Raw genomic sequence first — 25,875 nt, forward strand, 5'->3', positions numbered from 1 at the left:
CCATATCGCACAGCCGATCAACACGACACACGAACCAGCCGTTATCACCCAAACCAGCGAAGTGGAATCCACCCGGACCCTGAACTCAGAAGCTCAGTAGTGGTTGAGGTGGGCTGGTCCGGCCAGAGCGCTGGGCAGGCTGGTGACGCCGTGAACGATCTCTTTGCTGGTCCGGGCCCCGTCTAGGCCGCCGACGTCGCGCTGGCGCCGGAACGCCTGCCGGGCGGGCGCTGGGGAACAGGGTGTCATCGCAGGCCGCGGCGCGTATGGCGCGTCGTTCGGTGCGTCCGTGGCCGCGGTCGGTTTCCACCGCGGTTTGGTCAGCGAACGCGGTATCGGCGCCTGACGGCAGGGCCTGGGCCGTATGGAACGCCAGTGGCTGGTTCCCCTTCAAGATCGGCACGTAGTGGGCGTGTAGCTCTTCGGTGATCAGGCGGGCGGTCTTGTTCGTGGTGTGCAGCGCGTCCATAGCCAGGACCATCTCGGCCACGTCTAGGCCTGCCAGCAGCCCGGCGGTGGCTGTGGTCTCGCCGCGTTTGTCGGCCACCTGCCGCTGACCCAGCACGGTCCCGCGGTCGTGGGTGACCGCGGCGACCAGGAACACTTTCCCAGTGGCGGTGACGCTGCCATGCAGGAGTTTGCCGTCGAGCGCGGCGGCGGGCAGCAGCCCGGCCGGCACCGGGCAGGTCACCGACCGGGTGGCCGCGCGGCGCTGCTCGCCTTCGGCCGGGCCAGGGGCTTTGGGGATCTGCGGGACCGGGGCCCGGCCGCGGGTGACGTCGGCGGCGTACCCGCCCAGCGCCGCGTCGAGAGCATCACCGTCAAGACGGGTCAACACCCGACGGAACGCGCGTTCGCTGGCGATGGCGTACCGGCCGGACCAAGGATGGTAGCGAGCCCCCAGCCACGCGTGGACCTCCTGCGGGGTACGGGCCGCCCACTGCCAGATCGCAGCCACGGAGTCGTTGCCAACCACCAAGGTCGCGCACGCCGTCAACGCGAGAATGACCACCAGCGAGTGGCGGCGCCCGCGGGTACGACGAGGATCAGGAACCTGCCGCAACCGTTGGACTAACGCTGCGGCCAACGACAACGCCCCAGCATCGCAGCCTGTGTCCACAGCGAGTTCGGCTTCCCTCAGCGCCAGGTCGGCGAGGTGGTCAACAGCAGGGCTGATCAGCGATGATGACGACACGAGCACGGCTCCCGAAGCGATCTTGGCGTGTAGGAACCGATAGATCATCAGAAGCCGTGCTCGTCCCGTAACTCCAGATATCACCGTCATGTCGGACCAGGACGGACTACCTCAAGCCGGGACAACGCCGGGGCCGTGGGTCACGCTGGGGCGCGGTTGGTGGTCGATGTGGCCGAGATTACTGGGTGGACTGGTGGTTTGGTGAGGTGCTGTGTGGGCTGCGCCGGCAGCGCAGCAGTCATGATCCGGGCCGGGTCGGGATGGATTGGCGGTGATGCTCGCTGACGACGGCGAGACCATCAGCGATCTTGCGGTGCTGCGGGACGAGGTTGGTCTGTTCGGCCCGGTGGCCCCGGGTGCCACCGCATGGCGGGGGTCTGGGTCAACACACCTCTGATGATCAAGGTGGCAGAGCGGAGTGATCGGAGACGATCACGCTCCGTTCCGTGTGAGCCCGGGGTGCGATCCCCCCCCCCCCCCCCCCCGGGGGCACCCGACCTGGGGTGCAGGCGGCCGAGACGGGCCGGCCAGCGCCGGAGGCTACCGCGGCGGGCCGACCGATCCCGGGTTGGTGCTCGATTTGCACGCGACGATTGTGGTGCGGCGCTCGGAGAAGGAGCCGGCCACACCGACGTGGAAACGAACCTTCGGCTGCACCCTCTGCTGTGTGTCCTTGACGACACCGGCGAGGCGCTGTCGATGTTGCTGCGCCCCGGGCGAGCGGGGTCAAACACGACAGCCAACCACATCACCGTCCTGGACCAAGCGTTGACGCAGATCCTAAGTATGGCCCGGCACGGGCAGCCGATCTTGGTGCGCATTTGCCCAGCCTCGCCGATCGCAATCGGCGACAGGGGCGGCGTCAGTGCACGATCCACATCGGCGGGGGTTCGAAGCTCTTTTTTGGCTTGCCAGCCAGCCCGTCGCGCAGCGTTTGGGCGACGGTCTGGATCGGTTTCCACGAGTTCCAGTCGCCGACGTTGTTGAACGGGTTGTCCGGGTCGGCGATGAAGCTGGCGGCGGCCAGTTCTGGCGTCATGCCGACGAACCATGCGGCCCGGGTGTTGTCGGTGGTGCCGGTCTTGCCGGCGACGGGCCGCTGGACGATTCCGCGCACCTGCGGCGCTGTGGACCAGGGGCCGCAGCCGCCGCGCTTGGCCCCGGAGCCGGTGACGCAGGTGGCGGCGTCGGCGGCGGCTTTGGCGACGGCGGGGTGGAGCGCGCGGGTGCAGCGTCGGTCGGAGACGGTGACGCCGTGGTGTTTGACCGGCTGGCCGGTAGCCGTCTTGATCGACAGGACGGGCAGCGGTTCGCAGTAGAAGCCGTCGGCGGCGACGGTGGCATAGGCGTTGGCCATCTCCAGCGGTGTGGTGTCAGCGACGCCTAGGGTGAACGCTCCCCAGGTGCCGGCTTTCTCCGGGGATGCCTGTAGTTGGTCGATCTCGGTGCGCCACCGCAGGCCGAGGCGTTCGGCCATCCGGACGGCGTTCTCCGCCCCCACCTTCTGCTCAAGCTGGACGAAGTAGGTGTTCACTGACATGCCGAACCCGGACCACATGTTGCGGGTGCCGGCCATCGATTTGCTGGCGTTCTGCGGGCACCAGCGGCCACCGCCGCACTGTTTGGGGTCGTTCCAACTGGTGTGGTACTTGGATCGGTACCGGTGCGGGGAGTAGAAGCTGGTGTCCAGCGGCATGCCCTTGTCGAGGGCGGCGAGCATGGTGAACATCTTGAAGGTCGATCCGGCCTGGTAGCCGGGCAGGTCACTGCCGCCGAGGAGGGCGTTGACGGTGTTCGGATAGTTGCCCGGAATGTTCTTCCTGCGCTTGACCGGGTTGCTGTTGTCGCCGTTCTTGCTCTGGTCCAGCGAGTACACCCGGTTGACAGCCATCGATTTGACGCGTCCGGTTCCGGGTTCGACGACGACCTGTCCGAGCGCGAATCTGCTGCGCGTGTTCTCTTTGTTGTAGACGTGCCGCTGGGCCTTCTGCTGCAGCGCGGGGTCGAGGCTGGTGACGATGCGGTAGCCGCCCCGGCGCAGGTTGTCCTCGCGTTCGACCTGGTTGGCGCCGAACGCCGGTTGGGACAGCCACCAGGACTTGAAGAAGTCGCAGAAGAAGCCCCAGTGGTTACGTCGCTGGGGCACCGATACGCAGTCGTTGGGCGGGTTGGTCAGCTTGAGGACGATGGGTTTGATCTTGGCAGCGGCGCCGACCTCGGCGGTGATGTGGCCGAGGTCGACCATCCGGTCGATGACATAGTTGCGTCGCGCGGTGGCGGCTTTACGGTCGGCGCCGGCCGGGTCGTACGCCGACGGCGCCTGGACGAGGCCGGCGAGGGTGGCGGACTCGAGTAAGTTGAGGTCGCGCGGGTGCTTGGAGAAGAAGACCTGGGCGGCGGCGAAGACGCCGAACGCGCGGTGCCCGAAGTAGGCGGCGTTGAGGTACCGCTCGAGGATCTCCTCCTTGGTGAACTTCTGCTCCACCAGGGTCGCCAGCCGGATCTCGCGGATTTTGCGGCCGCTGGTCTGCTCGGTGGCGGCCACCGCGTCAGCGGGCGTGCGTGCGCCGTCGCGCAGGACCATCCGGACGTACTGCATGGTGAGCGTCGAGGCGCCCTGGGAGACGCCGCCGGCCTGCTGATTGGCCACCAGCGCCCGGGCGATGCCCTTGGGGTCGACGCCGTTGTGCTCGTAGAAGCGGGCGTCCTCGGCGGCGATGATCGCCTGGGCCATGAACGGCGAGATCTCGTTGGCCTTGGTGTAACGACGGTGTTCCTCGTAGAACATGGTGATGAGCGTCTTGCCGTCGGCGGCGTAGACGTAGGTGGTCTGCGCGGGGGCGTCGATGCGCATCTCGCTGGGCAGCGCGTCGAGCTTCTCGGCCCCTGACTTGAGCGCCAGCCCGCCGACCGCGGCCAGCGGGTACATGACCGCCGCCACCGCTACGCCGACGATGAGTCCGACGCGGAGGAACTGGGCAGCGAGGGTGAGGGCCTTCACGGCGCGCATGAACACATACAAAAAGTATGTCAACGACCAAATCCGCACGAGCGAAACCGTCCAAGAGGAGTAATAAACCCTAGGGGCGCCGGGGTGTCCGCCCTCCCGCGCTCGGGACGCGGGAGGATGCCCGGGTCGAGTGACCCCCGGGAGGCGCACATGGCCGACGTCGATCTCGCCCACCACGGCGACGCCGAGGTCGGCGTCGGGCTGGTGGATCTCGCGGTCAACGTCCGACGGGAGCCGCCGCCGCAGTGGTTGACCGGTCCGATCGCCGCCGCCCTTGGGCGGCTCGGTCACTACCCGGATCAGGGCCCCGCTCGAGCCGCGGTGGCCCGTCGGCATGCCCGTCCCACTAACGAGGTACTCCTCACCGCGGGTGCGGCCGAAGGTTTCGTGCTTCTCGCGCGGGGACTGGGTGATCTTGTTCGCCCGGTCGTGGTACATCCACAATTCACCGAGCCTGAGCAGGCGTTACGCAATGCCGGCCGGCGCGTTCACCGCGTGCTGCTCGACCCCGGGGACGGCTTCGCCCTGCACCCCGAACGGGTGCCCGAGGACGCCGACCTCGTCGTCGTCGGCAACCCCACGAACCCCACCTCGACGTTGCACCCGGCGGCGGCGATCGCGGCACTGGCCCGGCCGGGCCGGGTGCTGGTCGTCGACGAGGCGTTCGCGGACAGCGCCTACCGTCCCGGCTGCCTCGCCGAGCCGGAGTCCCTGGCGTCCCGGCGGGACCTACCGGGCCTGGTCGTGGTGCGTAGCCTCACCAAGACCTGGGGGTTGGCCGGTCTGCGGATCGGCTACCTGCTCGGCCCGCCGGATCTGTTGGCGCGGCTGGCCGCCGCCCAGCCGCTGTGGCCGGTCTCGACGCCGGCGCTGGCCGCTGCGCGGGCCTGCGCGAGCGAGCAGGCGGTCGCCGCCGAACGCGCCATCGCCCGCCGGCTGGCCGCCGACCGCGACCACCTGGCGCGTCGGCTCGCCGAACTGCCCCAGGTGCACGTCTCCGGTCAACCGTCCAGCGCGTTCGTGCTGATCAGGACGCCGGGCGCGCGGCGAATCCGGCTCGCGCTGCGTGACCGTGGTTTCGCCGTCCGCCGGGGCGACACCTTTCCGGGGTTGGGCGCTGACTGGCTGCGCCTGGCGGTGCGGGACACTGCCATCACAGACGCGTTCATCGACGCGCTCGCCGACAGCATCGACGAAGGAGCGGACCGTGCCGGATAGCGCCGGACCAGCCAACGCCACCCGGCAGGAACAGCACGAGGCGCTGCTGCGACGGACCGTCGCGGCGATCAGACCCGCGGACGCCGCGGCGGCGGCCGAGGCGGCCGAGCACCAGGCCCGGCTGACCAAGCCCGCCGGCTCGCTCGGCGCCCTTGAGGAGCTTTCGATCCAGCTGAGCGGCCTGGCCGGCGCCTGCCCACCGCCGCTGCCCACCCCCGCCACCCTGGCGATCTTCGCGGGCGACCACGGCGTGCACGCCGAGGGCGTCACCCCGTGGCCGCAGGAGGTCACCGGGCAGATGGTCGGCAATTTCCTGGCCGGCGGCGCCGTCGTCAACGCGTTCGCCCGTCAGGCCGGGATCAGCGTCACCGTCGTCGATGTCGGGGTGGCCACGCCGTTGCCGGCCGCTGAGGGCTTGCGGGACGCGCGCATCCGATCCGGCTCCGCCAATCTCGCGACCGGTCCGGCGATGCGTCGCGACGAAGCGCTGGCCGCGCTGGCCGTGGGGATCGAGTTGGCCGGCGAGCTGGTGGACGGCGGAGCGAAGGCGCTGCTCACCGGGGACATGGGCATCGCCAACACCACCCCGGCCGCGGTCCTGGTCGCGGCCTTCACCGGGGCCCTTCCAATGGCGGTGACCGGCCGCGGCGCCGGCGTCGACGATGCCACCTTTGACCGTAAGGTCGACGTGGTGGCCCACGCCTTGCGCCGGCACCGACCGGACCGGTTCGACCCGGTCGGCGTCCTCGCCACCGTCGGTGGCCTGGAGCATGCGGCGCTCGCCGGTTTCATCCTCGGCGCCGCCGCCCGCCGGACGCCGGTCATCGTCGACGGCGTCATCGCGGCGTCGGCCGCGCTGGCCGCCGCCGCTCTCGCGCCGGACGCCGTCGCCGCCATGGTCGCCGGCCACCTGTCGGTCGAGCCGGGCGCGGCGGTGGCGTTGCGGCACCTCGGCCTGACCCCGCTGCTGGACCTGGGCCTGCGCCTCGGCGAGGGCACTGGCGCGGCGCTGGCGCTGCCGGTGGTCTCGGCCGCCGTGCGGGTGCTCCACGAGGTCGCCACCTTCGACGCCGCGGGAGTGACGGAGAAGTGACGCCGTACCCATTGTCGCTGCCGCTGGCCGGGCGGCGGGTGGTGTTGGTCGGCGGCGGGACCGCCGCGGCGCGGCGGCTGCCCGGCTTTCTGGCGGCCGGCGCCAGGGTGTCCCTCGTCGCGGCCGAGCTGACCCCGGCCGTCCACGCGTACGTTGACGCCGGTCGCGTCGCCTGGCAGGCCCGGGACTTCGCCGAGGTTGACCTCGATGACGCCTGGCTGGTCTGTCTGGCGGACCCCGCGGCGGCTGACACGGTTCTCGCCGCGGCGGAACGACGACGGGTCTTCTGCGTGCCCGCCGAGGACCAGGCGCCGGATAACCGGGCCGCGACGACCGGGTCGGTGGCGCTGGTGGGCTCGGGTCCGGGGGACCCGGAGTTGATCACGGTCAAGGGTCGGCGGTTGCTGGCCGAGGCGGACGTCGTCGTCGCCGACCGGCTTGTCCCCGGGATGCTCCTCGACGCCCTGCGTCCCGGCGTCGAGCTGGTCGACGCCTCGAAGATCCCATATGGTCCGTCGGTCGCCCAGGAGGAGATCAACCGGGTGCTCGTCGACCGGGCGCTCGCCGGTCGGTCGGTGGTGCGGCTCAAGGGCGGGGATCCGTTCGTGTTCGGTCGGGGCGGCGAGGAGGTCATCGCCTGTGTCGCGGCCGGGGTGCCGGTGATTGTCGTGCCCGGCGTGACGAGCTCGGTCGCGGCGCCGGCGTTGGCCGGCATTCCGGTCACCCACCGCGGGGTGGCGCACGGGTTCACCGTCGTCTCCGGGCATTTGCCGCCCGGGCACCCGGAATCATTGGTGGACTGGGGGGCGCTCGCGCGGCTGGGCGGGACCCTCGTCGTGCTCATGGGTCTGAAGAACCTGGCGAAGATCACCACGGCGCTGGTGGAGCACGGGCTCGACCCGACCGCGCCGGTCGGCGTCGTCCAGGAGGGCAGCACCGACCGGCAGCGCGCGTTACGCAGCACGGTCGGCGAGGTCGCCGCGGACGTCGCGGCGGACGGCATCCGTCCGCCGGCGGTGGTGGTGATCGGCCCGGTGGTGGACGCCCTCGGGTCAGCACGTCGCTGACCGGAGGGCGTGGCTGGGCGTCAGCAGCAGCTGGCCGTCGCCTTTGGCCCCGCGGCCACCTCGGGCGCGGCCGTCGGCACGGGAGCGGCTGCCACGGTGTCCGCGGTAGCTGTGGTGGCGGCGCAGCAGGAGCTGTCGGCGGCTCTGGCGAGCTGCGGGGCGTCTGCCTTGACGGTGTAGACCTCCCAGGGCTCGCCGCCGGGGCCGCGCACCCACACCTTGTCCTGGATCGCGTAGCAGCACTCGGTGTCGTTCTCCTCCAGGGTGACCAGTCCCGACGCGGTGAGCCGTCGGGACGCCTCGGCGACCTCGTCCTGGCCGAACACTTCGACGCCGAGGTGGTCCATGACGGTGGGTTGGTCGGGTTCGCCCTCGATGAGGACGAGCTTGAGCGGCGGCTCCGCGATGGCGAAGTTGGCGTAGCCGGGGCGCCGCTTGGCCGGCTCGGCGCCGAAGAGCCTGGTGTAGAAGTCGATCGAGCCTTCGAGATCGGCGACGCGTAGGGCGAGCTGGACGCGGGACATCTGAGGTACCTCCAGGTTGTGGGCCAACTATCTAGATAGCTGTCGAATCAGAAGGCCAGCGTTGCACGCTGATTCGAGATCTGTCAACCTAGAGAAATGTTGAAACAAGCGGTGAGCGTGACGCCGTCGCTGCCGACCGCCGCCCAACCGCCGACCGGGCAGCAGGCGGCCTCGCCGGAAGCAGCCAACCAGTCGGCCGTCGCCTGCTGTGCCCCGCTGTCGGTCCGGGCGCTCACCACTGATCAGGCGGTCAACCTCGCCCCGGCCTTCAAGGCTCTCGGCGACCCGGTGCGGCTACGGCTCATGTCGATGATCGCGTCCGTGCCCGAAGCGTGCGTCTGCGACCTCGCCAGCGCGTTCGACCTTTCCGGGCCCACGATCTCGCACCACCTCAAGGTGCTCCGTGACGCCGGCCTGGTCGAGTCCGACCGCCGGGCCACCTGGGTCTGGTACCGGGCGCGCCCCGAGGCGTTCCGCCAACTCGGCGCCCTGCTCGCGCCACCCGCCGACCCGCCGCCCACCAGGAACTGACCCGCCGCAGCGGCCAGCCACGACGGGACAGCCAGCCACGACGGGTCCCCTGTCGCCGGGGCAGGTTCACATGTGGCGGTCCAGCAGCAGCGCACAGCGGATGAGCCCCAGGTGGCTGTACGCCTGCGGGTGGTTGCCAAGCCCCCGTTCGCCCATCGGGTCGTACTGCTCCGGAAGCAGCCCCGTCGGGCCGGCGGTGTCGAGCATCTGGGCGAACAGCTCCTCCGCGTCACCCCGACGCCCGGTGCGCAGGTACGCCTCCACCAACCAGGCGGTGCAGATGTGGAACCCCCCCTCGCGGCCAGGCAGCCCGTCGTCCCACCGGTACCGGTAGACGACCGGCCCCTCCCGCAGCTCCGCCTCGACCTTGAGGACCGTGGCCAGGAACCGTGGATCGTCGTCGGCGAGCAGCCCCGACAGCCCGATCCACAGCGACGAGGCGTCCATGTCCTCGTCCCCGTACGCGACCGTGTACGCGCCGACTTCGTCGTGCCAACCATTCTTGAGCACGTCCTGGCCGATCCGCTCGCGCAGCGAGAGCCACTCGGGGCGCTCACCGTCGCCGTGCGTCCCGACGACCCGCAACGCGCGGTCCACCGTCAGCCAGCACATGACCTTCGAGTAGACGTGGTGTCGCGGCGCCAGCCGGGCCTCCCACAGCCCGTGGTCGGGCTCGTGCCAGCGGCGCTCGACCGCCTGCACCATTGCCTCGATCACCCGCCACTCCTCCGGCCGCACCGAGCCGCGCTCGTCGGCGACCGCCGCCAGCAGATCCGCGACCGGGCCGAACACGTCGAGCTGAAGCTGCCGGTTCGCCAGGTTTCCCACCCGTACCGGACGGGAGCCCGCATAGCCGGGCAACGTCTCGATGACGGCCTCGGGGCCCAGCTCGTACCCGTCCAGCGTGTAGAGCGGGTGCAGGCGTTCCGGGTGCCCGCCGGTGCGGGCCACACATCCGTCGATCCAGCGCAGCAGGCCCTCGGCCTCGTGCAGCGACCCCAGGTCCACCAGCGCCCGGGCGGTCATCGCCGCGTCGCGGGGCCAGCAGTAGCGGTAGTCCCAGTTCCGGATGCCGCCCAGCTCCTCCGGCAGCGACGTCGTCGCCGCCGCCAGGATCGCCCCGGTCGGGGTGTGCGCCAGCCCGCGCAGGGTCAGCGCGCTGCGCAGCACATGCTCCCGGGCGACGCCCGGCAGTTTCAGCGACGACGCCCAGTCCAGCCACGGCTGCTCCTGCTCGGACTGGCGCTGCGCCACCGGCGTCGGATGCGCCTCCAGGCTGTGCGCGCCGAACCGCAGCTCCAGGGTCAGCTCGCCGCCGTGGGCGACGAGATCCACCACCGCGGACGCGCTGTCCGAGCCGTTCTCGTGGCTGATGGTCCAGTCGACGCCGGGCGCGTGCAACGCCACCGGCTCGCTGCTTCCCAACACCAGCAGACCCTCGTCGGATGCCTGGAGCCTGATCCCGACCTGCCCGAACTCCGGACGGGGCGCGAACTGGACCACGGCGCTCGTCGAGCCCGTCAAACTGCGGTGCAGGGTCGAGTCCAGTCCCGACCGCCCGCTGCTGCCGATGCGCTCGGCGCTGGCCGTCGCGGCGCCACCGAGCCAGTCGGTGACGGTCAGTCCCGACCAGCGGGTCTCCACCGTCATCGTGCCCGGCCGGTACCGTTGGCCCAGCGGCAGGCCGCCGCGCTGTGGCGTCACCGTGAAATGACCCGCCGGCGCCCCGCCGAGCAGATCCGCGAAGATCGCAGCCGAGTCGGGCTTGGGGTGGCACAGCCAGTTGACCCGGGCATCCGGAGTGACCAGGGCGACGGTCCGGCCATTCGAGAGCATCGAGTGCCGCTCGATCGGCACCGCGCGTTCCCCGTATAACCAGCTGCGCCGGGTCTCCAACAGCTGCCCTAGCAGCCGGGCGGCGTCCAGCGGCGAGGCCACCCGGTAGGTGGCCTGGGTCTCGCCATCGCCGATCTTGATGCCGACGTCCGGGCCGCTGAGATGCGCGAAGGCGTTCTCGTCGGTGACGTCGTCGCCCAGGAACAGGACGGCGCTCGCCGACAGCTGCATGCGTAATGCGTCCAGCGCGGTGCCCTTGTGGGTGGCCACCACCGACAGCTCGATGACCTCCTTGCCCTGGGTGACGTGCACGTCCGGCCACGACGCCACCCCGGCCCGCACCGTCTCGACGACGTGCGCGGTGATAGCCGGCTCCGCCGCGCGGGTATGCACCGCCACGCTGGCCGGCTTGACCTCCAGCCGCACCCCGGGCAGGTCCCGCACCACCACTTCCAGCTGAGCCAGCACCCGCGAGCGCAGCGCCACCAGCTCCGGCGCCAACGACTCCACGAACCCGATGTCGAACTCCGAGCCGTGGCTGCCGACCAGGTGAACCTCGCTGGGCAGCCGGGACAGCGTCGCCAGATCGCGCAACGCCCGCCCCGACACCACCGCCACCGTCGTCTGCGGCAGCGAAGCCAACGCCCGGATCGCCGCGACGGACTCCGGCAGCGGCACAGCCCGGGTCGGGTCGGTCACGATCGGGGCCAACGTCCCGTCGTAGTCGCAGGCGACCAGCAGCGAGGGCACCCGCGCGATCCGGCCGATCGCCGAGCGCAGCTCCGCGTCGGCCTCGGTCAGCGCCGGTTCTTTGATTCTGGCTTCGGTCACGCCACGGCTCCCCGCACTACTCGGCCTCCAGCATTGCCATCGCGCCCGGTCACGGCGACCACGCGGCGCCCAACTCGGTCAAGAAGGACTGCGCCCACCTGCCCACATCATGATTACGCAGGTGGCGCTGCATGACCCGCATTCGGCGTCGCGCCTCGACATCGTCGACCGTCACCGCCCGGCGGAGGGCGTCTTTGACGCCGTCCGGGTCATGCGGATTGCACAGGAACGCCTGCTTCAGCTCGGTGGCGGCGCCGGCGAACTCGCTGAGCACCAGCGCCCCGCCCCGGTCGCCCCGGGCGGCGACGTACTCCTTGGCGACCAGGTTCATCCCGTCGCGCAGCGGCGTCACCATCATCACGTCCGCGGCGACGTACAGGGCGGCCAGCTCGCTGCGGCTGTACGACTGGTGCAGGTAGTGCACCGCCGGCACCCCGACCCGGCCGTACTCGCCGTTGATCCGCCCCACCTCGCGCTCCACCTTTACCCGCAGCGTCTGGTAATGCTCAACCCGCTCGCGGCTCGGCGTCGCGACCTGGACCATCACCGCGTCCGGCACCGACAGCTCGCCGTCGACCAGCAGCTCCCGGAACGCCTTGAGACGCTGCTCGATCCCCTTGGTGTAGTCGAGCCGGTCCACCCCGAGGATCACTGTCTTCGGATCGCCGAGCTCCTGGCGGATCTGCTTCGCCCGCGCCTGCACCGCCGGGTCGTTGGCCAGTTCCTCCATCTCCTTGACATCGATGGAGATCGGGAACGCCCCCGACTTGACCTGCCGCCCGTCCACCTCGATCGTCTGACCCACGTAGCGCAGGCCCAGCAGGTGCCTGGACAGTCGGACGAAGTTCTGCGCCGCCAGCCGTTGCTGGAACCCCACCAGGTCGGCGCCGAGCAGCCCGCGCAGGATCTCGGCCCGCAGCGGCATCTGCATGAACAGCTCGATCGGCGGGAACGGAATGTGCAGGAAGAAGCCGATCCGCAGGTCGGGGCGGCGCTCGCGCAGCATCGCCGGGACCAGCTGCAACTGGTAGTCCTGCACCCAAACGGTGGCGCCCTCGGCGGCCACCTCGGCGGCGGCGTCGGCGAACCGGGCGTTGACGGTGCGGTACGAGTCGCGCCAGCGGCGCCGGTACGCCGGGGTCTCCACCGCGTCGTGGTAGAGCGGCCAGATCGTCGTGTTGGACTGGCCCTCGTAGTAGCGCTCCAGGTCCTCGTCGCTGAGCGGGACCGGATGAAGCCGGATACCCTCCAGCTCGAAGGGGTCGGGGGCCGGGCCGGTTCCGCCGGCCCAGCCGACCCAGGTGCCGCGGCGGGCCTGGAGCACCGGATGGAGTGCGGTCACCAGCCCGCCGGGGCTACGACGCCACTCCCGAACGCCGTCGGTCACCACTTCGTCCACAGGGAGACGATTGGCGACGACGACGAACGTGCTGCGGTGAGTCACGGTTGTTCGCACCTCCGAGCGTTGATCGGCCGTTTTGCGCTGAGCCTAGGGGAAGATCGGCCGACCGGGCGGAGCGCGTCGCAGCCAGCGGGCCGGATACCCAAGATCGTGATGTTGAAACGTGCGCGCCGCCGGGCTCGGCCCTTGCTTGGTTGTTGGCTTACCGCGACGACGGGCGCCGGGGCGGCCCACGGCTGGCGACCCGCCTGCCGGGGTCGGGCGAACTCCCGGCCGGGTAGCTGGGAAGATGGCGACTGACGACTCGGCGACGGTTCCCAGGAGGGTCCACACGTGGCGCAGTTCATCTACGTGCTCGAAAAGGCTCGCAAGGCGCACGGCGACAAGGTCGTCCTTGACGACGTGACCCTGAACTTCCTGCCGGGCGTGAAGATCGGTGTGGTGGGTCCCAACGGCGCCGGCAAGTCCAGTCTGCTGAAGATCATGGCGGGGATGGACCGGCCCAGTAACGGCGAGGCCAAGCTCATGCCTGGCTACACCGTCGGCATGCTGGCCCAGGAGCCGCCGCTGAACGAGACCAAGGATGTCCTCGGCAACATCGAGGAGGCCGTCGCCGGCACGAAGGCGAACCTGGCGAAGTTCAACGAGATCGCCGAGAAGCTTGGTGAGGACTACTCCGACGAGCTGATGGCGGAGATGGGCAAGCTCCAGGAGGAGTTGGACCACTCCGACGCCTGGGACATCGACTCCAAGCTTGAGTTGGCCATGGACGCCCTGCGCTGTCCGCCACCGGACGCCGACGTCACGCAGCTCTCCGGTGGCGAGCGCCGCCGGGTGGCGCTGTGCAAGCTGCTGCTGGAGAAGCCGGACCTGTTGCTGCTGGACGAGCCGACCAACCACCTGGACGCCGAGAGCGTGCAGTGGCTGGAGCAGCACCTGTCGAAGTACGAGGGCACCGTCATCGCGATCACCCACGACCGGTACTTCCTCGACAACGTCGCCACCTGGATCCTTGAGCTGGACCGTGGCCGGGCTTACCCGTACGAGGGCAACTACTCCACGTACCTGGACAAGAAGGCCGCCCGGTTGGCGGTGTCCGGCCGTAAGGACGCCAAGATGCAGAAGCGTCTGACGGACGAGTTGGAGTGGGTGCGCTCGAACGCCAAGGCCCGTCAGACGAAGTCCAAGGCCCGCCTCGACCGGTACGAGGAGATGGCCGCCGAGGCGGAGAAGACCCGGAAGCTGGACTTCGAGGAGATCCAGATTCCGCCGGGGCCGCGCCTGGGCAACCTGGTCATCGAGGCCAGGGATCTGGTCAAGGGCTTCGACGATCGCACGCTCATCGATCACCTCAACTTCTCCTTGCCGCGTAACGGCATCGTGGGCATTATCGGCCCGAACGGCGTCGGTAAGACCACGCTGTTCAAGACCATCGTTGGGCTGGAGAAGTCGGACGAGGGGGAGGTGCGGGTCGGCGAGACGGTGAAGCTGTCCTACGTCGACCAGAATCGTGCCGGCCTCGACGGCGACAAGACGGTCTGGGAGGTCGTCTCCGACGGCCTTGACTACCTCATGGTCGGCAAGGTCGAGATGCCCTCGCGTGCCTATGTGGCCGCGTTCGGTTTCAAGGGACCGGACCAGCAGAAGCCCACGAAGGTGCTGTCCGGCGGCGAGCGAAACCGGCTCAACCTGGCGCTGACGCTCAAGATCGGCGGCAATGTGCTGCTGCTCGACGAGCCAACGAACGACCTGGACGTCGAGACCTTGTCGAGCCTGGAGAACGCGCTGCTGGAGTTCCCGGGCTGCGCCGTGGTCATCTCGCACGACCGGATGTTCCTGGACCGGGTGGCCACCCACATCCTGGCCTGGGAGGGCGACGAGGGGAACCTGGCCAAGTGGTTCTGGTTCGAGGGCAACTTCGACGCCTACGAGAAGAACAAGATCGACCGGCTGGGCGTTGACGCGACCCGTCCGCACCGGGTCACGTACCGCAAGCTCACCCGTGACTGATTCGCGTCCACCGCACGACGGGGCGCCGGCGACGGCGCCCCGGTTCAGCTACGACTGCGCCCTGCGCTGGTCCGATATGGACGCTTATGGGCACATCAACAACGCCCGGTTCCTCACGTTGTTCGAGGAGGCCCGGGTGGCGTTGATGTTCTCCAGCGCCCGTGCCCGGGGCCTCAGCTCGTTCGAGGCGGGGGTGGTCGTGGCCCGGCACGAGGTCGACTACCTGCGTCCGGTCGACTACGACACGAAGCAGTCGGCGCTCTCCCCGGCGACGGTGCGGATCGAGCTGTGGGCGGAGGACATCCGGCGGGCCAGTTTCGCGATCGTCTACGAGCTGTTTGACCGGGGCGTGCTGGCCAGCCGGGCCCGGACGGTCCTGGTTCCGTACGACCTGGGCGCCGGTCGGCCACGGCGGCTGACCGAAGCCGAGCGCGCTTTCCTCGAGCTGTACGCGGCCACAGCGTGACGGCCGCGGCGGGCGGCCCGACCGGGGTCGGCGACGTCGGGGCGTTTCTGGCCCGGCTCCTGCGGCTGGACGCCGCCGCGGTGGTGCGGCTGCGTCCCGAGCCCGACGGCGCCGGGACGGCGCTGTGGGCCCGGCTGCCGTGGGAGGTGTTGGTGACCCGCCTGGTGGTCGGCGGTCCCGGTCAGGACGTGACGGTGTCGGCGGCCGAGCTGCTGGCGACTGTCGCGTCGGGTCCGGTCTCCTGGTGGAGCGCGTCAGCGGGCGGGGCGCCGGCGGCCGGGAGCGGAGTGGTGGCGGGCGGTGACGGCACGCCGTTGGCGCGCCGGGACGCGGACTGGCGGTGGACCCTGCCGCCGACGGACGCCGTTCTGGTGGATCAGGTGCCGGTGGATGCCGTGCGGCGCATCGCCGACGCCGCCGCGTCGGCGATGCGCGAGGCAAGGGCGCGGGGGTCGGTGGGCGACCGTAAGCTCCGTGACGCTCTGCTCGATCATGTCGCCGTCACTGTTCAACCGGACAGTTCCGCTGGTATGGGGATTGAACCGGTCGAGCTGTCGCAACGGTTGATCCAGGCCATCGTCCGGATGGGTTTCCTGGGCGGGTCCGATGGCGAACCCGGGGCGACGGTGCGGGTGCGGGTGGCCGGACAATGGGTGGAGCTGGCGGCCGCGTACGGTTCAGCATGGATCCGCCGTTCGGGGCGGTTCAAGCTGAATACACACATTGTTCATACGTTCGGTCAGCCAGTGGTCGCACCTCCGGTTCGGCAGTTGACTTAGGCCTGTGTTAGTGGGCGTGGGCCCGGGTACGGTCGTTCGGCGGACCCTGCCCTGCCGGCTACAGGCGATCATGCCGGGATGGTGAGCGGGGTGCGCTGGGAGCGAGGTGGCGCAAACATGTCGTGGTGGTCATGGCGTCCGGGTCAGGCCGGTGGCGAGACAGACACCAAGAGCGAGCCGCGGCCGGGAGATGTCCCATTGGGACGAATGATCCCGGTTCAGCCTGGCCCGATGGGGGGGCGCGCGGCATTGCCGTCAGGTCCGGGCCACCAGCCCGCGGCCGGTGGCGGGGGAGATGCGGGAGAGAACGGGCCAGCGGGCGCGCATGTTGAGCCGCAGGCGGCGACGGCCGCGGGGGCCGTCGTGGTCAGCGCCGAGCCGGTCGGCGACGACCTGGCGACGGAAACAACCGCGCCGGTGACACTCCGACGGATCGGTGAGGGACTGGACAAGCTCGACATCCGATTCCTGGCCGACGGCGACGGCAGCCTGCTGGCGATGTGGGAGCGGCACGCGGTGCTGTTCACCGTCGAGGGCCCCGAGGACGAGATCCTGGTCATCAGGGCCCGTCCGCACTCGACCGTCCCGCCGGACTGGGCGGACCGGGCATACCGCGTAGTCAACGAGTGGAACCACACCCGTCGATTCTGTAAGGCGTACGTGGGCGATCCCACCGAGCGCAACCAGCTGCCCATCTACGCGGAGCTGCAGGTTCCGCTGACCGCGGGCGTGCACGATGCCCTGCTGGTCGAGTTGCTGGACTGCGCCGCGGCCGTCGCCACCTCCTTCGTCGACTGGCTCCACGACGAAGGCGCCCTCCTCTGACCAACCCAGCGCGCCGACCCGCGCCGGTCATGATCACCCAGTCACGAGAGCGGCGGGGGCGAGGTGGTCAGGGAAGCGGGAAGTGGCCCAGGCGGGCGTGGCGTTCGCCGGCGAGGGTTTCGGTGTCGGAGCCGATGAACAGCCCGGCGCTGGATGCCACCAGCGCCTGGGTGCCCACGCCCCGGGACTTGCCAGGGTTCCACGGCAGCACCAGCCCGTTGACCGGGTTGAGTGCGGCCACTCCCGACCGGGCGACCGCGCCGGGGCCGGCGGTCTCCTTGCCGTACGCGTTGTTCATCCACCGCTGGTGCCCACCGACGTAGACCGCGGGGCCGGTGACGCTGACCGAGTAGAGCGAGTCGCCGCCGGTGCGGTTCACCCACACCGGACGGTGCAGCCCTACGCCGGCGAGGTCGAAGCGCATCGCCGCGTCGCACGGGAGCGTCGGTCCGGTGGCGCGTCCGGTGGCGACGACGACGAAGTAATCGCCGGCGGGTGAGAAGTCCACCCCTCGCAGATAGGTGTCGAAACCGGCCATACAGCCGGCGTTGAAGGTATCGGTGTGCCAGTTGAGGACCACGGCGCCCGGACCGGAGATGTGGAGCACGGCGAGCTGGTTGCGTGGCACGCCTCCGGCGCTGCGGATCGCCCCGATGACGACCAGGCGCCGGCCGTCGGCGGTGACCGCGAAGTCCTCGACCCTGGCGCGCCGCATGCCGGGCGCGGCGAGCCGGGCGTCGAAGCCGGTGTCGAGCGCGCCGGTGACGGCGTTGACCCTTGCCAGCGCGACCCGCGGCACCCCGTTGATCGCCGTGAAGGTGCCGCCGATGTACAGCGAGCCGTGGACCACGGCCAGGGCGCGCACGTCGCCCCAGTTGATCCTGGCGTTGAACCCGGGGGTCCGGGACCCGTCGACCAATGAGATCCGGGCGACGCCCCGCTGCGCCGCCCCGTTGACCTTGAGGAACCAGCCACCGACGTAGACGGTGTTGTCCGGCCCGGCGGTCAGCGTGTAGACCGGCCGGTCGACCGTCGGCGCCCAGGGCAGGATCCGGCCGTCGCGGAGCCCGTAGGCGAACAGGTAACGCCGTGGGACGCGGTTGGCGCCGGCGCTGTCGGTGACCGTGGTGAAGTCCCCGCCGACGACGACGGTCTCGCCCACGACGGCGATCGCCCACACGGTGCCGTCGAGCACGTGCGGTGTCCAGTCCACCGGGTTGGTCGACACCATCGTCGGGTGGGCGGGGCCAGCCTGCGCCCCGGACGCGACCGGCAGGGTCGCCAGGGGCGCGCCGAGCAGCGCTACCGCGAGGGCGGTGCCGATCCGTCGGCGCATGCGTCGCCTCCTCGTTTCGCATCAACCTGTCGTTGACGTGTAACGATCACGGACGCGGTCAGGATGCGAACGCTCCTCTGATCAGGGCTGTTTCGGTAGTTCCGGCGATGCCTGCGGCTCGTCGGTGTTAACGAGGAAGTTGGCCGCCCGCTCCAGGTACTCCCACAACGTCGCGGATAGCTCCGCCGGCAGGTCGATCACGTCGACGGCCCGCCGCATGTGCCGCAGCCAGGCGTCGCGCTCGGCCAGCCCGACCTGGAACGGCGCGTGTCTGATCCGCAGCCGGGGGTGTCCACGCTGCGCCGAGTAGGTGTTGGGGCCGCCCCAGTACTGCATGAGAAACAGGGTCAGCCGGTCGGCGGCGGGCCCCAGTTCGTCCTCCGGGTACATCGGCCGCAGCAGCGGGTCGTGGGCGACGCCGGCGTAGAACTCGCCGACGAGCCTGCGGAAGGTGGGCTCGCCGCCCATCGCGTCGAAGAAGGTGATCTGGCCGGGGTGTTCGGTCACCGTTCGTTCCTTACCGAATTCCTGCGGGCCGGGCGCCGGCTCGCTACGGGCTGGGCGCCGCCCGCGCCGCCGGAAGGTTCAGGCGGCGACGGCTCGCGGGCGCCGGCCCGCCGGCTCGGCGGGCGCGTGTCCAGTCTCGCGCACGACTGAGACGCTCGCGGTGGCGCGTCGGAACTGCGCCCGCGTCGGCCAGGTGGCGGCGATGATCAGCATCAGTCCGACGCCGCCGAGGCTCCAGAGTCCGACGACCTTGGGGAGTGGGTAAAGGTCCGCCAGCACCCCGGTGACCAGCACCCCGACCCCCTGGAAGACCTGGAGGCCGGTCTGCATGACCCCGAAGGCCCGGGCCCGGTAACCGTCCGGCAGGGCCTGGACGAACAGCCCGTTGGCGGTAGGCAGCAGGCCCGCGGTGGCGAACCCGCTGAGCGCCGACAACACCAGCACCCAGCCGACTGACGGGGTGGCCAGGGCCGGGGTCAGGCTCGCCGCTGCGAGCACGCCGAAGACAGGCACCAGCCGTTCACGGACCGACGGCCGCACCGCCCGGGCGACGGTGAGGCTGCCGAGGATGAAGCCGGCCGGCGCCGCCACCATGATGAGCCCCTGGTTGATGCCGCGGGAAGCGTCACCGTCGGCGATCTCGGCGGCCCAGGCGGCGGCCAGCCCTTCGGGCACGATGGAGAACATCGCGGTGGCAAACACCAGCAGGGCGATCGCCCGGAGCACCGGCGTGCCGAACACCAGCCGGAAGCCCTCGCCGGTCTCCCGCAGCAGGTGGCGGCGGACGGTCCGGTCGTGCGCTGGCCGGCGGCGGACGCCGCGCCAGATGAGCAGCGCCGACAGTCCGAAGGTGGCCGCGTCGACGGCGATGGCCGCCCGGGGCGCGAACGGGGCCAGCGCCCCGCCGGCCAGGTATCCGCAGAGCTGGGCGACCTGGCTGCTGGTGCTGTTGAGTGCGATGCCGACGACGAGTTTCTGGCGGTCCAGGATCATTGGCAGCAGGGCGGACCGGGCGGCTTGCGCCGGTGGGTTCGCCAGGCTGGTGAGGAAGAGCATGACGAGCATGGCTTCGACCGGCACGCCGGGCAGCGCCACGACGCCGATGGTGACCATCCGCAACAGATCACAGACGATCATGACTTTCCGGTACGGAAAGCGGTCCGCCAGCGCCGAGAGCACTGGGCCGCCGACCAGCCAGGGCAGGTAGCTCAGGGCGAAAGTGGCCGCCGACAGCGCGGCTGAGTTGGTGCGCTCGTAGACCAGGGCGCTGACGGCGGCTTTGGCGAGGTAGTCGCCGGCCCAGGAGAGCGCGTTGGCGGTGAACAGCGCCCGGTACTCGCCGACGGCGAAGACATCGCGGAAGGTGGCCGTACGGTCGACCTCCGCTTCGTCGCCAGCCACCGCGGTCCTCCCAGAGCGCTGCCGGGTGGAGGGCGGACCAGCGTCCGAATATCGGTCAACCTCAATATCGGTCCACCTGATATCGCTCCACCTGAATCTCAAACTTCTGAGAATTCTGCCCGATCGGACGACCCTTCGCTAGAGCGAAGGGACGGTAGCTATCAGTCACTCGTCAATATCTTGACGTCGATCGTCGCGATCAGGTAGCCCCACCTTGTCCCGTTTCAGAGGTTGATGTCCTGCCCTCCCGGCGGCCAGAAGGTCCGGAAAGTCCGGCCGAATCCAAAGTGTCCACCAGGCGGCGGCGAAGCTCGCGCACCACTCGCGGATGCGCGTCAACGGTCGTCTTGGCAGTGGCACGCATCACAGCGCCGTCCACGGTGACGGCCTCGACCCCGACGATCTGGGGCGGTTCGATGAAGTCCTCGATGAACTCCGGATCCTTGGCCAACCGGTCGGCGGCCTCGGTGAGCACCCGGGTCGCGGTATCGACGCTGGCGTACCCGATCGGGATGTCCACCACCGCCATCGCCCAGCCCTGGCTCTTGTTGCCGACCCGGGTGATCTCGCCGTTGCGGATGTGCCAGAGCACCCCCTGGGCGTCCCGCACCGTCGTCACCCGCCAGGCGATCGCCTCAACGACGCCGGTGGCGGGGCCCACGTCAACAGTGTCGCCGACGCCGTACTGATCCTCCAGCAGGATGCAGACCCCCGCGATGAGGTCGCGCACCAGCGTCTGTGCCCCGAAACCGAGCGCGACGCCGATGATGCCGGCGCTGGTCAGCAGCGGCGCCAGGTCCAGTCCGAAGATCTTGAGCGACCACAGCAGCACCGTCACGTAGATGACGACCGTGGCGACGCTGCGCAGCGCCGTCCCGACCGCCTCCGCCCGTTGTCGGCGGCGCTCAGGCTGTAATGCCTCCTCCTCCGGCGTGCGCGGCGTCCGTTCCCGCAGCGGCCGGAGGACCGCTGGCCGCCTTCCCTCGGCGGTCCGGGCGATGAGTCGCGTGATGGAGCGGTGCACCAGCCAGCGGGTGATCCCGCCCAGGATCAACAGCAGCATGACGTACAGCGGCTTGCTCACCACCCAGTGGACCGTCTCGGCGGCCAACGCCTCGCCGGTCCACTCGTATACCTGGGCGCAGACCGGATTCTTCAGGCAGGCTGGCTCGCGTTCTGGGCTCATCACCGGTCAATTCGTACCGCATCGACGTCGGTCACCGTCCACCGCCCGTCGGCCGACCGGTGACCGCGGCGTGTCCTGGTCGTTGCGGCTCGGCGGCGGTTTGGCGACGGCCGCCCCGAGCCGCCCGGTTGGGGGGTGCGTTGACGGGATCTATCAGGGACTATGTAGGAACGTCCCAGGCTCTCAGGAGGTCAGCGGATGGCAAGCAAAGCCCTGCCGCGAGGCCGTTCGCGTATGTCGGCCCGCAAGCTCGACGCGCCGCCGGCCGCCCCGACGCCGCCGCTCGGCGCGGGGCGGGCCTGCGCGGTGCTCGTGCTCAACGCCAGCTACGAGCCGATGGGCGTGGTCTCGGTGCGCCGGGCGGTCATCCTCCTGCTCACCGCCAAGGCAAGCTGCGTGGCGGACGGCGACGGTCTGCTGCACTCGGCCCGCCACGAGTTACCGGTGCCGTCGGTCGTGCGGCTCAACCGCTATGTCCGAGTGCCCTACCGCCCGCAGGTGACTTTGACCCGGCGGGCGGTTTTCGCGCGTGACGGCGGCCGGTGCGCTTACTGCCGGGGTCCGGCCGAGACCATCGACCATGTCCATCCCCGTAGCCGGGGCGGGCGGCATGTGTGGGAGAACGTCGTGGCGGCATGCGCCCGGTGCAACCACGCCAAGGGCAGTCGGACCCTGGCTGAGCTTGGCTGGACGCCGCATGTGGTTCCGGCGGCGCCCCGTGGGGTCGCGTGGCGGGTGCTGGGTCATCGCGCCTCTGATCCCCGCTGGGCCGATTGGGTGGAAACGTCCCAGACGGCCCACGCCGGAGTCGACGAGCGGGCGGCCTGACTCTCGACGGCAAGTCGGATCCACACCCGCCGCCACCGCGGAGCGCCCGCTCCGCTAACGTGAATCGCGACCGTGGCCGTCGGGCGCCGGGTTACGGCGGATGGTCCCGCCCGCGCTGCGTCGCCGTACCGCCGTGGGCCGACTGTCCACCGCCGGCGATCGCGCACGGTCCCTCGCCGGTGGCCCGCAGATCCGATGGGACGTTCAGTGGCAGTTTCTGAGACGGTGCTCCTCTACGTCGTCATCCCGGCGCTCATCCTGTTGGCGGTGGGCGGCCTCGCGTACGCCTCGTCCAGCGACGGCGCCAGGCGGTACCGGCCGGGCCGGCCGTACGAGGTGGAGCCGGTGTGGTTCCTGGCCGCCCAGCGCGCTGGCGGCACGCCGGCGATCGAGAACGACCCGGCGGCGGCCCGGAGGCCGGCGGCGATCGGGAACGCGTCGGCAGCGAGGCCGGCGACCGCGACGGGAGGCGCAAGTGACCGCTGGTAACGCGACCCAGGAGGCCCCGCTGGCCGACGGCGTCCACGGGCCGTTCAACACCCGTCAGCTGCTTCGCCTTGACCAGGCGCTACGGATCGCCGACAGCAGCACCGGCCTCACCTTCTCCGTCTACGTCGGCGAGCTGGCCGAGCCCAGCCGGGAGTCCGCCGAGTCGCTGCACCGGCAGCTTGCGGCGCCAGCCGAGTCGGTGCTCATCGCCGTGTCGCCGCAGCAGCGGCTGTTGGAGATCGTCACCGGTGGGCAGGCCCGTAAACGGATCAGCGACCGGGACGCGAAGCTTGCCGCCCTGTCGATGGTGGCGGCGTTCGGCGGCGGTGACCTCACCGGCGGCATTGTCATCGGCCTGGACCAGATGGCCAGCCACGCCGGCCGATCCTGAGCCAGGCCTCCGGTCGACCAGCTCGGCCTACGGACAGCTCGGCCTACGGACAGCTCGGCCTACGGACAGCTCGGCCTACGGACAGCTCGGCGCAGGCAGGGGCGGACCCAACCGGGCCCGCCCCTGCCTGCGTTACCCGCGGGGGACCGTCCTACCGGGTGGTGTCGGCCGCCCGGGCCCGCAGCGCCCGGACCACACTGTCGCGCCCCTCAGCCACCAGCCGGCGCAGCGGCGCCGGCCGGCTCTCGTCGGCCAGCCACCGTTCGGCGGCCGCGACCAGCGCCTCGTCGACCTGATAGGCCGGGAAACCCATCGTGACGAACTCCTGGGCGGTCTCGCTGTCGCGGCGCGCCCACAGGTCCGCGGCGACGTCGAAGAACCGCTGCGCGTACGGCGCCGTCAGCTCCACCTGCGTGGAGTGCTGGAAGCCGTGCAGCAGCGCCCGGTGCCGCCAGTTCGGCAACTGCTCCGGTCCCGTCAGCTGCTCCCACACCCGGGCCTTGTTCTCGGCCGTGGGCAGCAGCGCCTCGGCCAACGCCGCCTGGCGCTCGCCGTCGTTAGTGGGGTCCCGACGCAGCTCGGCTGCGATCTCCTCGGCCGTGCACGCCCCAGCGGCCGCCAGCGACTGCAACGCAGTCCACCGCATCTCGGCGTCCATCGACAGGCCGGCCGGGGTGGCCGACCCGTCCAGCCAGGACCGCAGCGTCGCCAGGTCGGCCTCGGCACGGGCGGCGCCGGCGTAGGCGCGGGCCCAGGCGAGCTGGAAACCGCTGCCGGACTCGGTGGCGGCGACCGCGTGGGCGGCGACCTCAGCCAACCGGGCCCAACCGGTCGGCCCCCACACCGGGTCGGCGTAGAACGTCAACGCGGTGGTGGTCTGGCGCAGCGTCGAGGTGACCAGGTTGATGTCCCGCTCCGCCGGCAGGGCGTTGAGGACCAGATCCAAGTAGTCGCGGGCGGCCAGCTCGCCGTCGCGGGTCATGTCCCACGTCGTCGACCAGACCAACGCCCGGGCCACCGACGACTCCAGCGTGGCCAGGTTCGCCACGACCGACTTCAGCGACCTCGCGTCCAGGCGCAGCTTCGTGTAGCTGAGGTCCTCGTCGTTCAGCAGCAGCACGTCGGCGGCGCGCACGCCGGCCAGGCCGTCCAGCACGGTGCGTTCGCCGGAGACGTCGAGCTGGAGGTGTTCGCGTCGGATGAGCGCGCCGTCGACCAGGTCGTAGAGGCCGACGCCGATCCGGTGCGTCCGCAACGTCGGGTAGTCCGCTGGCGCGCTCTGCTCGACGACAACCGAGCCGTACGCCCCGTCCGAGGCGATCTCCACCCGTGGGGTGAGGGTGTTGACCTGCGCGGTCTCCAGCCACTGAGCGGAGAACTTGCGCAGTTCCCGGCCGCAGGCCGTCTCCAGCTCGGTGAGCAGGTCGTCGAAGGTGGCGTTGCCCCACTGGTGCTTGGCGAAGTACGCCCGCAGACCGACCAGGAATGCGTCGATCCCCACGTACGCGACGAGTTGCTTGATGACGCTGGCGCCCTTGGCGTAGGTGATGCCGTCGAAGTTGACCTCGACGGCCTCGACGTCCGGGATCTCGCAGTACACCGGGTGGGTGGAGGACAGCTGGTCCTGCCGGTAGCCCCACGCCTTGCGGGTGGAGGCGAACGTGGCCCAGGCGTCGGTGAATCGGGTGGCCTCGGCGTTGCACCAGTGGCTGGCCCACTCGGCGAACGACTCGTTGAGCCACAGGTCGTTCCACCAGCGCATGGTGACCAGGTCGCCGAACCACATGTGCGCCAGCTCATGCAGGATCGTGTTCGCCCGCTGCTCGTACTCGAAGTCGGTGACCTGCGAGCGGAACAGGTAGTACTCCTCGGCGTGCACGACGCAGCCGAAGTTCTCCATCGCGCCGGCGTTGAACTCCGGCGTCCAGATCTGGTCGTACTTGGGCAGCGGGTACCGGATGCCGAACTTGGCGTGGAAGAAATCGAAGCCCTGGGTGGTGACCTCGTGCAGGTCGTCGACGTCCAGGTGTTGGGCCATGCTGGCCCGGCACAGGTAACCCATGTCGATGCCGTCGTGCGACCGGCGCACCTCGTGGTACGGCCCGGCGCACAACGCCGTGATGTAGGTGCTCATCCGCGCCGAGGGCGCGAAGTGGACGGTCCTGGCGCCCCCAGCGGCGGGCTCCTCGCGTTCGATGACGGCGTTGGAGACGACCCGCCAGCGCTGCGGCGCGGTGACGTGCCAGGTGTAGACGCTCTTGAGGTCTGGCTGGTCGAAGCAGGCGTAGACGCGCTGGGCGTCGGCGGTTTCGAACTGGCTGTAGAGGTACACCTCGTTGTCGACCGGGTCCACGAGGCGGTGCAGGCCCTGGCCGGTGTCGGAGTAGGCGAAGTCCGCGTCGATCTCCAGGACGTTGTGGGCGGCCAGGTCCGGCAGGGTCAGGCCGGCCTCGGGCGTCCAGCCGGTGGTGTCCAGCGGGGCGCCGTTGAGGGTGGCCGAGTGGAGCCGGACGGCCGCGGCTTCGACGAAGCTGCTGGCGCCGGGGTTCTGGCAGCGGAACGTGATCCGGCTCCGGCTGCGGAAGGCGACGGCGCCGGGCTCGCCGGCGCCGTCGGTGAGGTCGAGGGTGATGTCGTAGCCGACGACATCGACGAGGCGTGCCCGCTCGGCCGCCTCCAGCTGCGTCAGGTTGCGCACTCCGGCCACGCTGAAAGTCTCCATCCGCTTCTTCGCCGACCGCGTGGTTCGCAAGTCGGCGTGTCCGGTCATCCTGCCACTTGGATGACGGGGGACGGGAGTGGTGTTCCGCGCGCCTGCCAGGCTCGTGGACGCCCGCCCGGGGGAGTGTGGGCGCCGGTCTGGCCAACCGCCACAAAATAACAGTCAAAAAGGGTCAAAATGGGCTACTCAGCCACGAGGGGTGCGGGCCCTTCGCGTCGCCACCAGCAC

The 25,875-nt window shown here is 70.5% G+C and carries 21 protein-coding genes and 1 pseudogene; 12 read left to right on the top strand and 10 right to left on the bottom strand.

All coding sequences use genetic code 11. The features are described 5' to 3' along the window. Nucleotides 1-85: 85 nt before the first annotated feature. On the bottom strand, nt 86-1,243 hold the full coding sequence (locus tag ABD287_RS16265; protein ID WP_344173997.1) for an ISAs1 family transposase: 1,158 nt from the start codon (nt 1,241-1,243) through the stop codon (nt 86-88). 499 nt (nt 1,244-1,742) lie between these two features. Between ABD287_RS16265 and ABD287_RS16275 the strand changes: the two are divergent. Continuing rightward, a pseudogene (locus ABD287_RS16275) lies at nt 1,743-1,975 on the top strand (IS1380 family transposase); the annotation flags it as partial. Between the two features lie 82 nt (nt 1,976-2,057). Here ABD287_RS16275 and ABD287_RS16280 read toward each other — a convergent pair. Next, the gene (locus ABD287_RS16280; RefSeq protein WP_344174054.1) at nt 2,058-4,205 is read right to left on the bottom strand and encodes a transglycosylase domain-containing protein; all 2,148 of its coding nucleotides are present in this window, start codon (nt 4,203-4,205) and stop codon (nt 2,058-2,060) included. An 84-nt stretch (nt 4,206-4,289) separates the two neighbouring features. Between ABD287_RS16280 and cobC the strand changes: the two genes are divergently transcribed. From cobC to cobA, 3 genes are read left to right on the top strand one after another with little or no spacing between them, the layout of a single operon-like run. Continuing rightward, nucleotides 4,290-5,423 carry an Rv2231c family histidinol phosphate aminotransferase CobC gene (gene cobC, locus ABD287_RS16285; protein ID WP_425565648.1) on the top strand — a complete coding sequence of 378 codons (1,134 nt, stop codon included), beginning with the start codon at nt 4,290-4,292 and terminating at the stop codon, nt 5,421-5,423. Nucleotides 5,424-5,466: 43 nt separating this feature from the next. Continuing rightward, on the top strand, nt 5,467-6,516 hold the full coding sequence (gene cobT / locus ABD287_RS16290; RefSeq protein WP_344174057.1) for a nicotinate-nucleotide--dimethylbenzimidazole phosphoribosyltransferase: 1,050 nt from the start codon (nt 5,467-5,469) through the stop codon (nt 6,514-6,516). Then, complete coding sequence (gene cobA / locus ABD287_RS16295; RefSeq protein WP_344174002.1) at nt 6,513-7,583, top strand: uroporphyrinogen-III C-methyltransferase; 1,071 nt, start codon at nt 6,513-6,515, stop codon at nt 7,581-7,583. The genes cobT and cobA overlap by 4 nt, the downstream gene beginning before the upstream one ends. A 20-nt stretch (nt 7,584-7,603) precedes the next feature. Here cobA and ABD287_RS16300 read toward each other — a convergent pair whose 3' ends face one another. After that, on the bottom strand, nt 7,604-8,107 hold the full coding sequence (locus ABD287_RS16300; protein ID WP_344174004.1) for an ArsI/CadI family heavy metal resistance metalloenzyme: 504 nt from the start codon (nt 8,105-8,107) through the stop codon (nt 7,604-7,606). Nucleotides 8,108-8,203: 96 nt separating this feature from the next. On the opposite strand from ABD287_RS16300, the gene ABD287_RS16305 reads away from it, so the two are divergent. Further along, on the top strand, nt 8,204-8,638 hold the full coding sequence (locus tag ABD287_RS16305; RefSeq protein ID WP_344174006.1) for an ArsR/SmtB family transcription factor: 435 nt from the start codon (nt 8,204-8,206) through the stop codon (nt 8,636-8,638). A 66-nt stretch (nt 8,639-8,704) separates the two neighbouring features. On the opposite strand, the gene otsB is transcribed toward ABD287_RS16305, so the two are convergent. Then, nucleotides 8,705-11,305, bottom strand: a complete 2,601-nt coding sequence (gene otsB, locus ABD287_RS16310; RefSeq protein ID WP_344174008.1) for a trehalose-phosphatase — start codon at nt 11,303-11,305, stop codon at nt 8,705-8,707. A gap of 49 nt (nt 11,306-11,354) precedes the next feature. Continuing rightward, nucleotides 11,355-12,749, bottom strand: a complete 1,395-nt coding sequence (locus tag ABD287_RS16315) for an alpha,alpha-trehalose-phosphate synthase (UDP-forming) (RefSeq protein WP_344174010.1) — start codon at nt 12,747-12,749, stop codon at nt 11,355-11,357. Between the two features lie 291 nt (nt 12,750-13,040). On the opposite strand from ABD287_RS16315, the gene ettA reads away from it, so the two are divergent. The 4 genes from ettA (at nt 13,041) to ABD287_RS16335 (ending at nt 16,787) form a co-directional block, all read left to right on the top strand. After that, on the top strand, nt 13,041-14,717 hold the full coding sequence (gene ettA, locus ABD287_RS16320) for an energy-dependent translational throttle protein EttA (RefSeq protein WP_344174012.1): 1,677 nt from the start codon (nt 13,041-13,043) through the stop codon (nt 14,715-14,717). A gap of 76 nt (nt 14,718-14,793) precedes the next feature. Then, entirely contained in the window at nt 14,794-15,183 is a 390-nt protein-coding gene (locus tag ABD287_RS16325) for an acyl-CoA thioesterase (RefSeq protein WP_344174059.1), read from the top strand. Further along, nucleotides 15,180-15,962: a DUF8185 domain-containing protein gene (locus ABD287_RS16330; protein WP_344174014.1), complete on the top strand. Its 783-nt coding sequence runs from the start codon at nt 15,180-15,182 to the stop codon at nt 15,960-15,962. The genes ABD287_RS16325 and ABD287_RS16330 overlap by 4 nt, the downstream gene beginning before the upstream one ends. 231 nt (nt 15,963-16,193) lie before the next feature. Continuing rightward, the gene (locus ABD287_RS16335) at nt 16,194-16,787 is read left to right on the top strand and encodes a type III secretion system chaperone family protein (protein WP_344174016.1); all 594 of its coding nucleotides are present in this window, start codon (nt 16,194-16,196) and stop codon (nt 16,785-16,787) included. A gap of 67 nt (nt 16,788-16,854) precedes the next feature. On the opposite strand, the gene ABD287_RS16340 is transcribed toward ABD287_RS16335, so the two are convergent. From ABD287_RS16340 to ABD287_RS16355, 4 genes are all read right to left on the bottom strand, one after another. Further along, nucleotides 16,855-18,123 (bottom strand): delta-60 repeat domain-containing protein, encoded by a 1,269-nt coding sequence (locus ABD287_RS16340; protein ID WP_344174018.1) that lies wholly within the window; start codon nt 18,121-18,123, stop codon nt 16,855-16,857. Between the two features lie 81 nt (nt 18,124-18,204). Beyond that, nucleotides 18,205-18,630, bottom strand: coding sequence for a globin (locus tag ABD287_RS16345; RefSeq protein WP_344174020.1), 426 nt, complete (start codon nt 18,628-18,630; stop codon nt 18,205-18,207). Between the two features lie 78 nt (nt 18,631-18,708). Then, nucleotides 18,709-20,031, bottom strand: coding sequence for an MFS transporter (locus ABD287_RS16350; protein WP_344174022.1), 1,323 nt, complete (start codon nt 20,029-20,031; stop codon nt 18,709-18,711). 199 nt (nt 20,032-20,230) lie between these two features. Further along, nucleotides 20,231-21,217 carry a mechanosensitive ion channel family protein gene (locus ABD287_RS16355; RefSeq protein ID WP_344174024.1) on the bottom strand — a complete coding sequence of 329 codons (987 nt, stop codon included), beginning with the start codon at nt 21,215-21,217 and terminating at the stop codon, nt 20,231-20,233. Nucleotides 21,218-21,553: 336 nt separating this feature from the next. Between ABD287_RS16355 and ABD287_RS16360 the strand changes: the two genes are divergently transcribed. The 3 genes from ABD287_RS16360 (at nt 21,554) to ABD287_RS16370 (ending at nt 22,925) form a co-directional block, all read left to right on the top strand. Further along, on the top strand, nt 21,554-22,045 hold the full coding sequence (locus tag ABD287_RS16360; RefSeq protein WP_344174061.1) for an HNH endonuclease: 492 nt from the start codon (nt 21,554-21,556) through the stop codon (nt 22,043-22,045). A 207-nt stretch (nt 22,046-22,252) separates the two neighbouring features. Further along, complete coding sequence (gene ctaJ / locus ABD287_RS16365; protein ID WP_344174027.1) at nt 22,253-22,534, top strand: aa3-type cytochrome oxidase subunit CtaJ; 282 nt, start codon at nt 22,253-22,255, stop codon at nt 22,532-22,534. Beyond that, nucleotides 22,521-22,925, top strand: coding sequence for a DUF5130 family protein (locus ABD287_RS16370; RefSeq protein ID WP_344174029.1), 405 nt, complete (start codon nt 22,521-22,523; stop codon nt 22,923-22,925). The genes ctaJ and ABD287_RS16370 overlap by 14 nt, the downstream gene beginning before the upstream one ends. 151 nt (nt 22,926-23,076) lie before the next feature. Here ABD287_RS16370 and pepN read toward each other — a convergent pair whose 3' ends face one another. Then, on the bottom strand, nt 23,077-25,623 hold the full coding sequence (pepN, locus tag ABD287_RS16375; protein WP_344174063.1) for an aminopeptidase N: 2,547 nt from the start codon (nt 25,621-25,623) through the stop codon (nt 23,077-23,079). Nucleotides 25,624-25,875 lie beyond the last annotated feature (252 nt).

Origin of the sequence: Pilimelia columellifera subsp. columellifera (assembly GCF_039532605.1) — a bacterium.
Lineage (GTDB): Bacteria > Actinomycetota > Actinomycetes > Mycobacteriales > Micromonosporaceae > Pilimelia > Pilimelia columellifera.

What these genes read in the sequence shown, in the direction of transcription:
- ABD287_RS16265 (WP_344173997.1), bottom strand. Translation starts at nt 1,243, where the DNA reads ATGATCTATCGGTTCCTACACGCCAAGATCGCTTCGGGAGCCGTGCTC.
- ABD287_RS16280 (WP_344174054.1), bottom strand. Translation starts at nt 4,205, where the DNA reads ATGCGCGCCGTGAAGGCCCTCACCCTCGCTGCCCAGTTCCTCCGCGTC.
- ABD287_RS16300 (WP_344174004.1), bottom strand. Translation starts at nt 8,107, where the DNA reads ATGTCCCGCGTCCAGCTCGCCCTACGCGTCGCCGATCTCGAAGGCTCG.
- ABD287_RS16305 (WP_344174006.1), top strand. Translation starts at nt 8,204, where the DNA reads ATGTTGAAACAAGCGGTGAGCGTGACGCCGTCGCTGCCGACCGCCGCC.
- ABD287_RS16325 (WP_344174059.1), top strand. Translation starts at nt 14,794, where the DNA reads ATGGACGCTTATGGGCACATCAACAACGCCCGGTTCCTCACGTTGTTC.
- ABD287_RS16335 (WP_344174016.1), top strand. Translation starts at nt 16,194, where the DNA reads ATGGGGGGGCGCGCGGCATTGCCGTCAGGTCCGGGCCACCAGCCCGCG.
- ABD287_RS16340 (WP_344174018.1), bottom strand. Translation starts at nt 18,123, where the DNA reads ATGCGCCGACGGATCGGCACCGCCCTCGCGGTAGCGCTGCTCGGCGCG.
- ABD287_RS16355 (WP_344174024.1), bottom strand. Translation starts at nt 21,217, where the DNA reads ATGAGCCCAGAACGCGAGCCAGCCTGCCTGAAGAATCCGGTCTGCGCC.
- ABD287_RS16360 (WP_344174061.1), top strand. Translation starts at nt 21,554, where the DNA reads ATGGGCGTGGTCTCGGTGCGCCGGGCGGTCATCCTCCTGCTCACCGCC.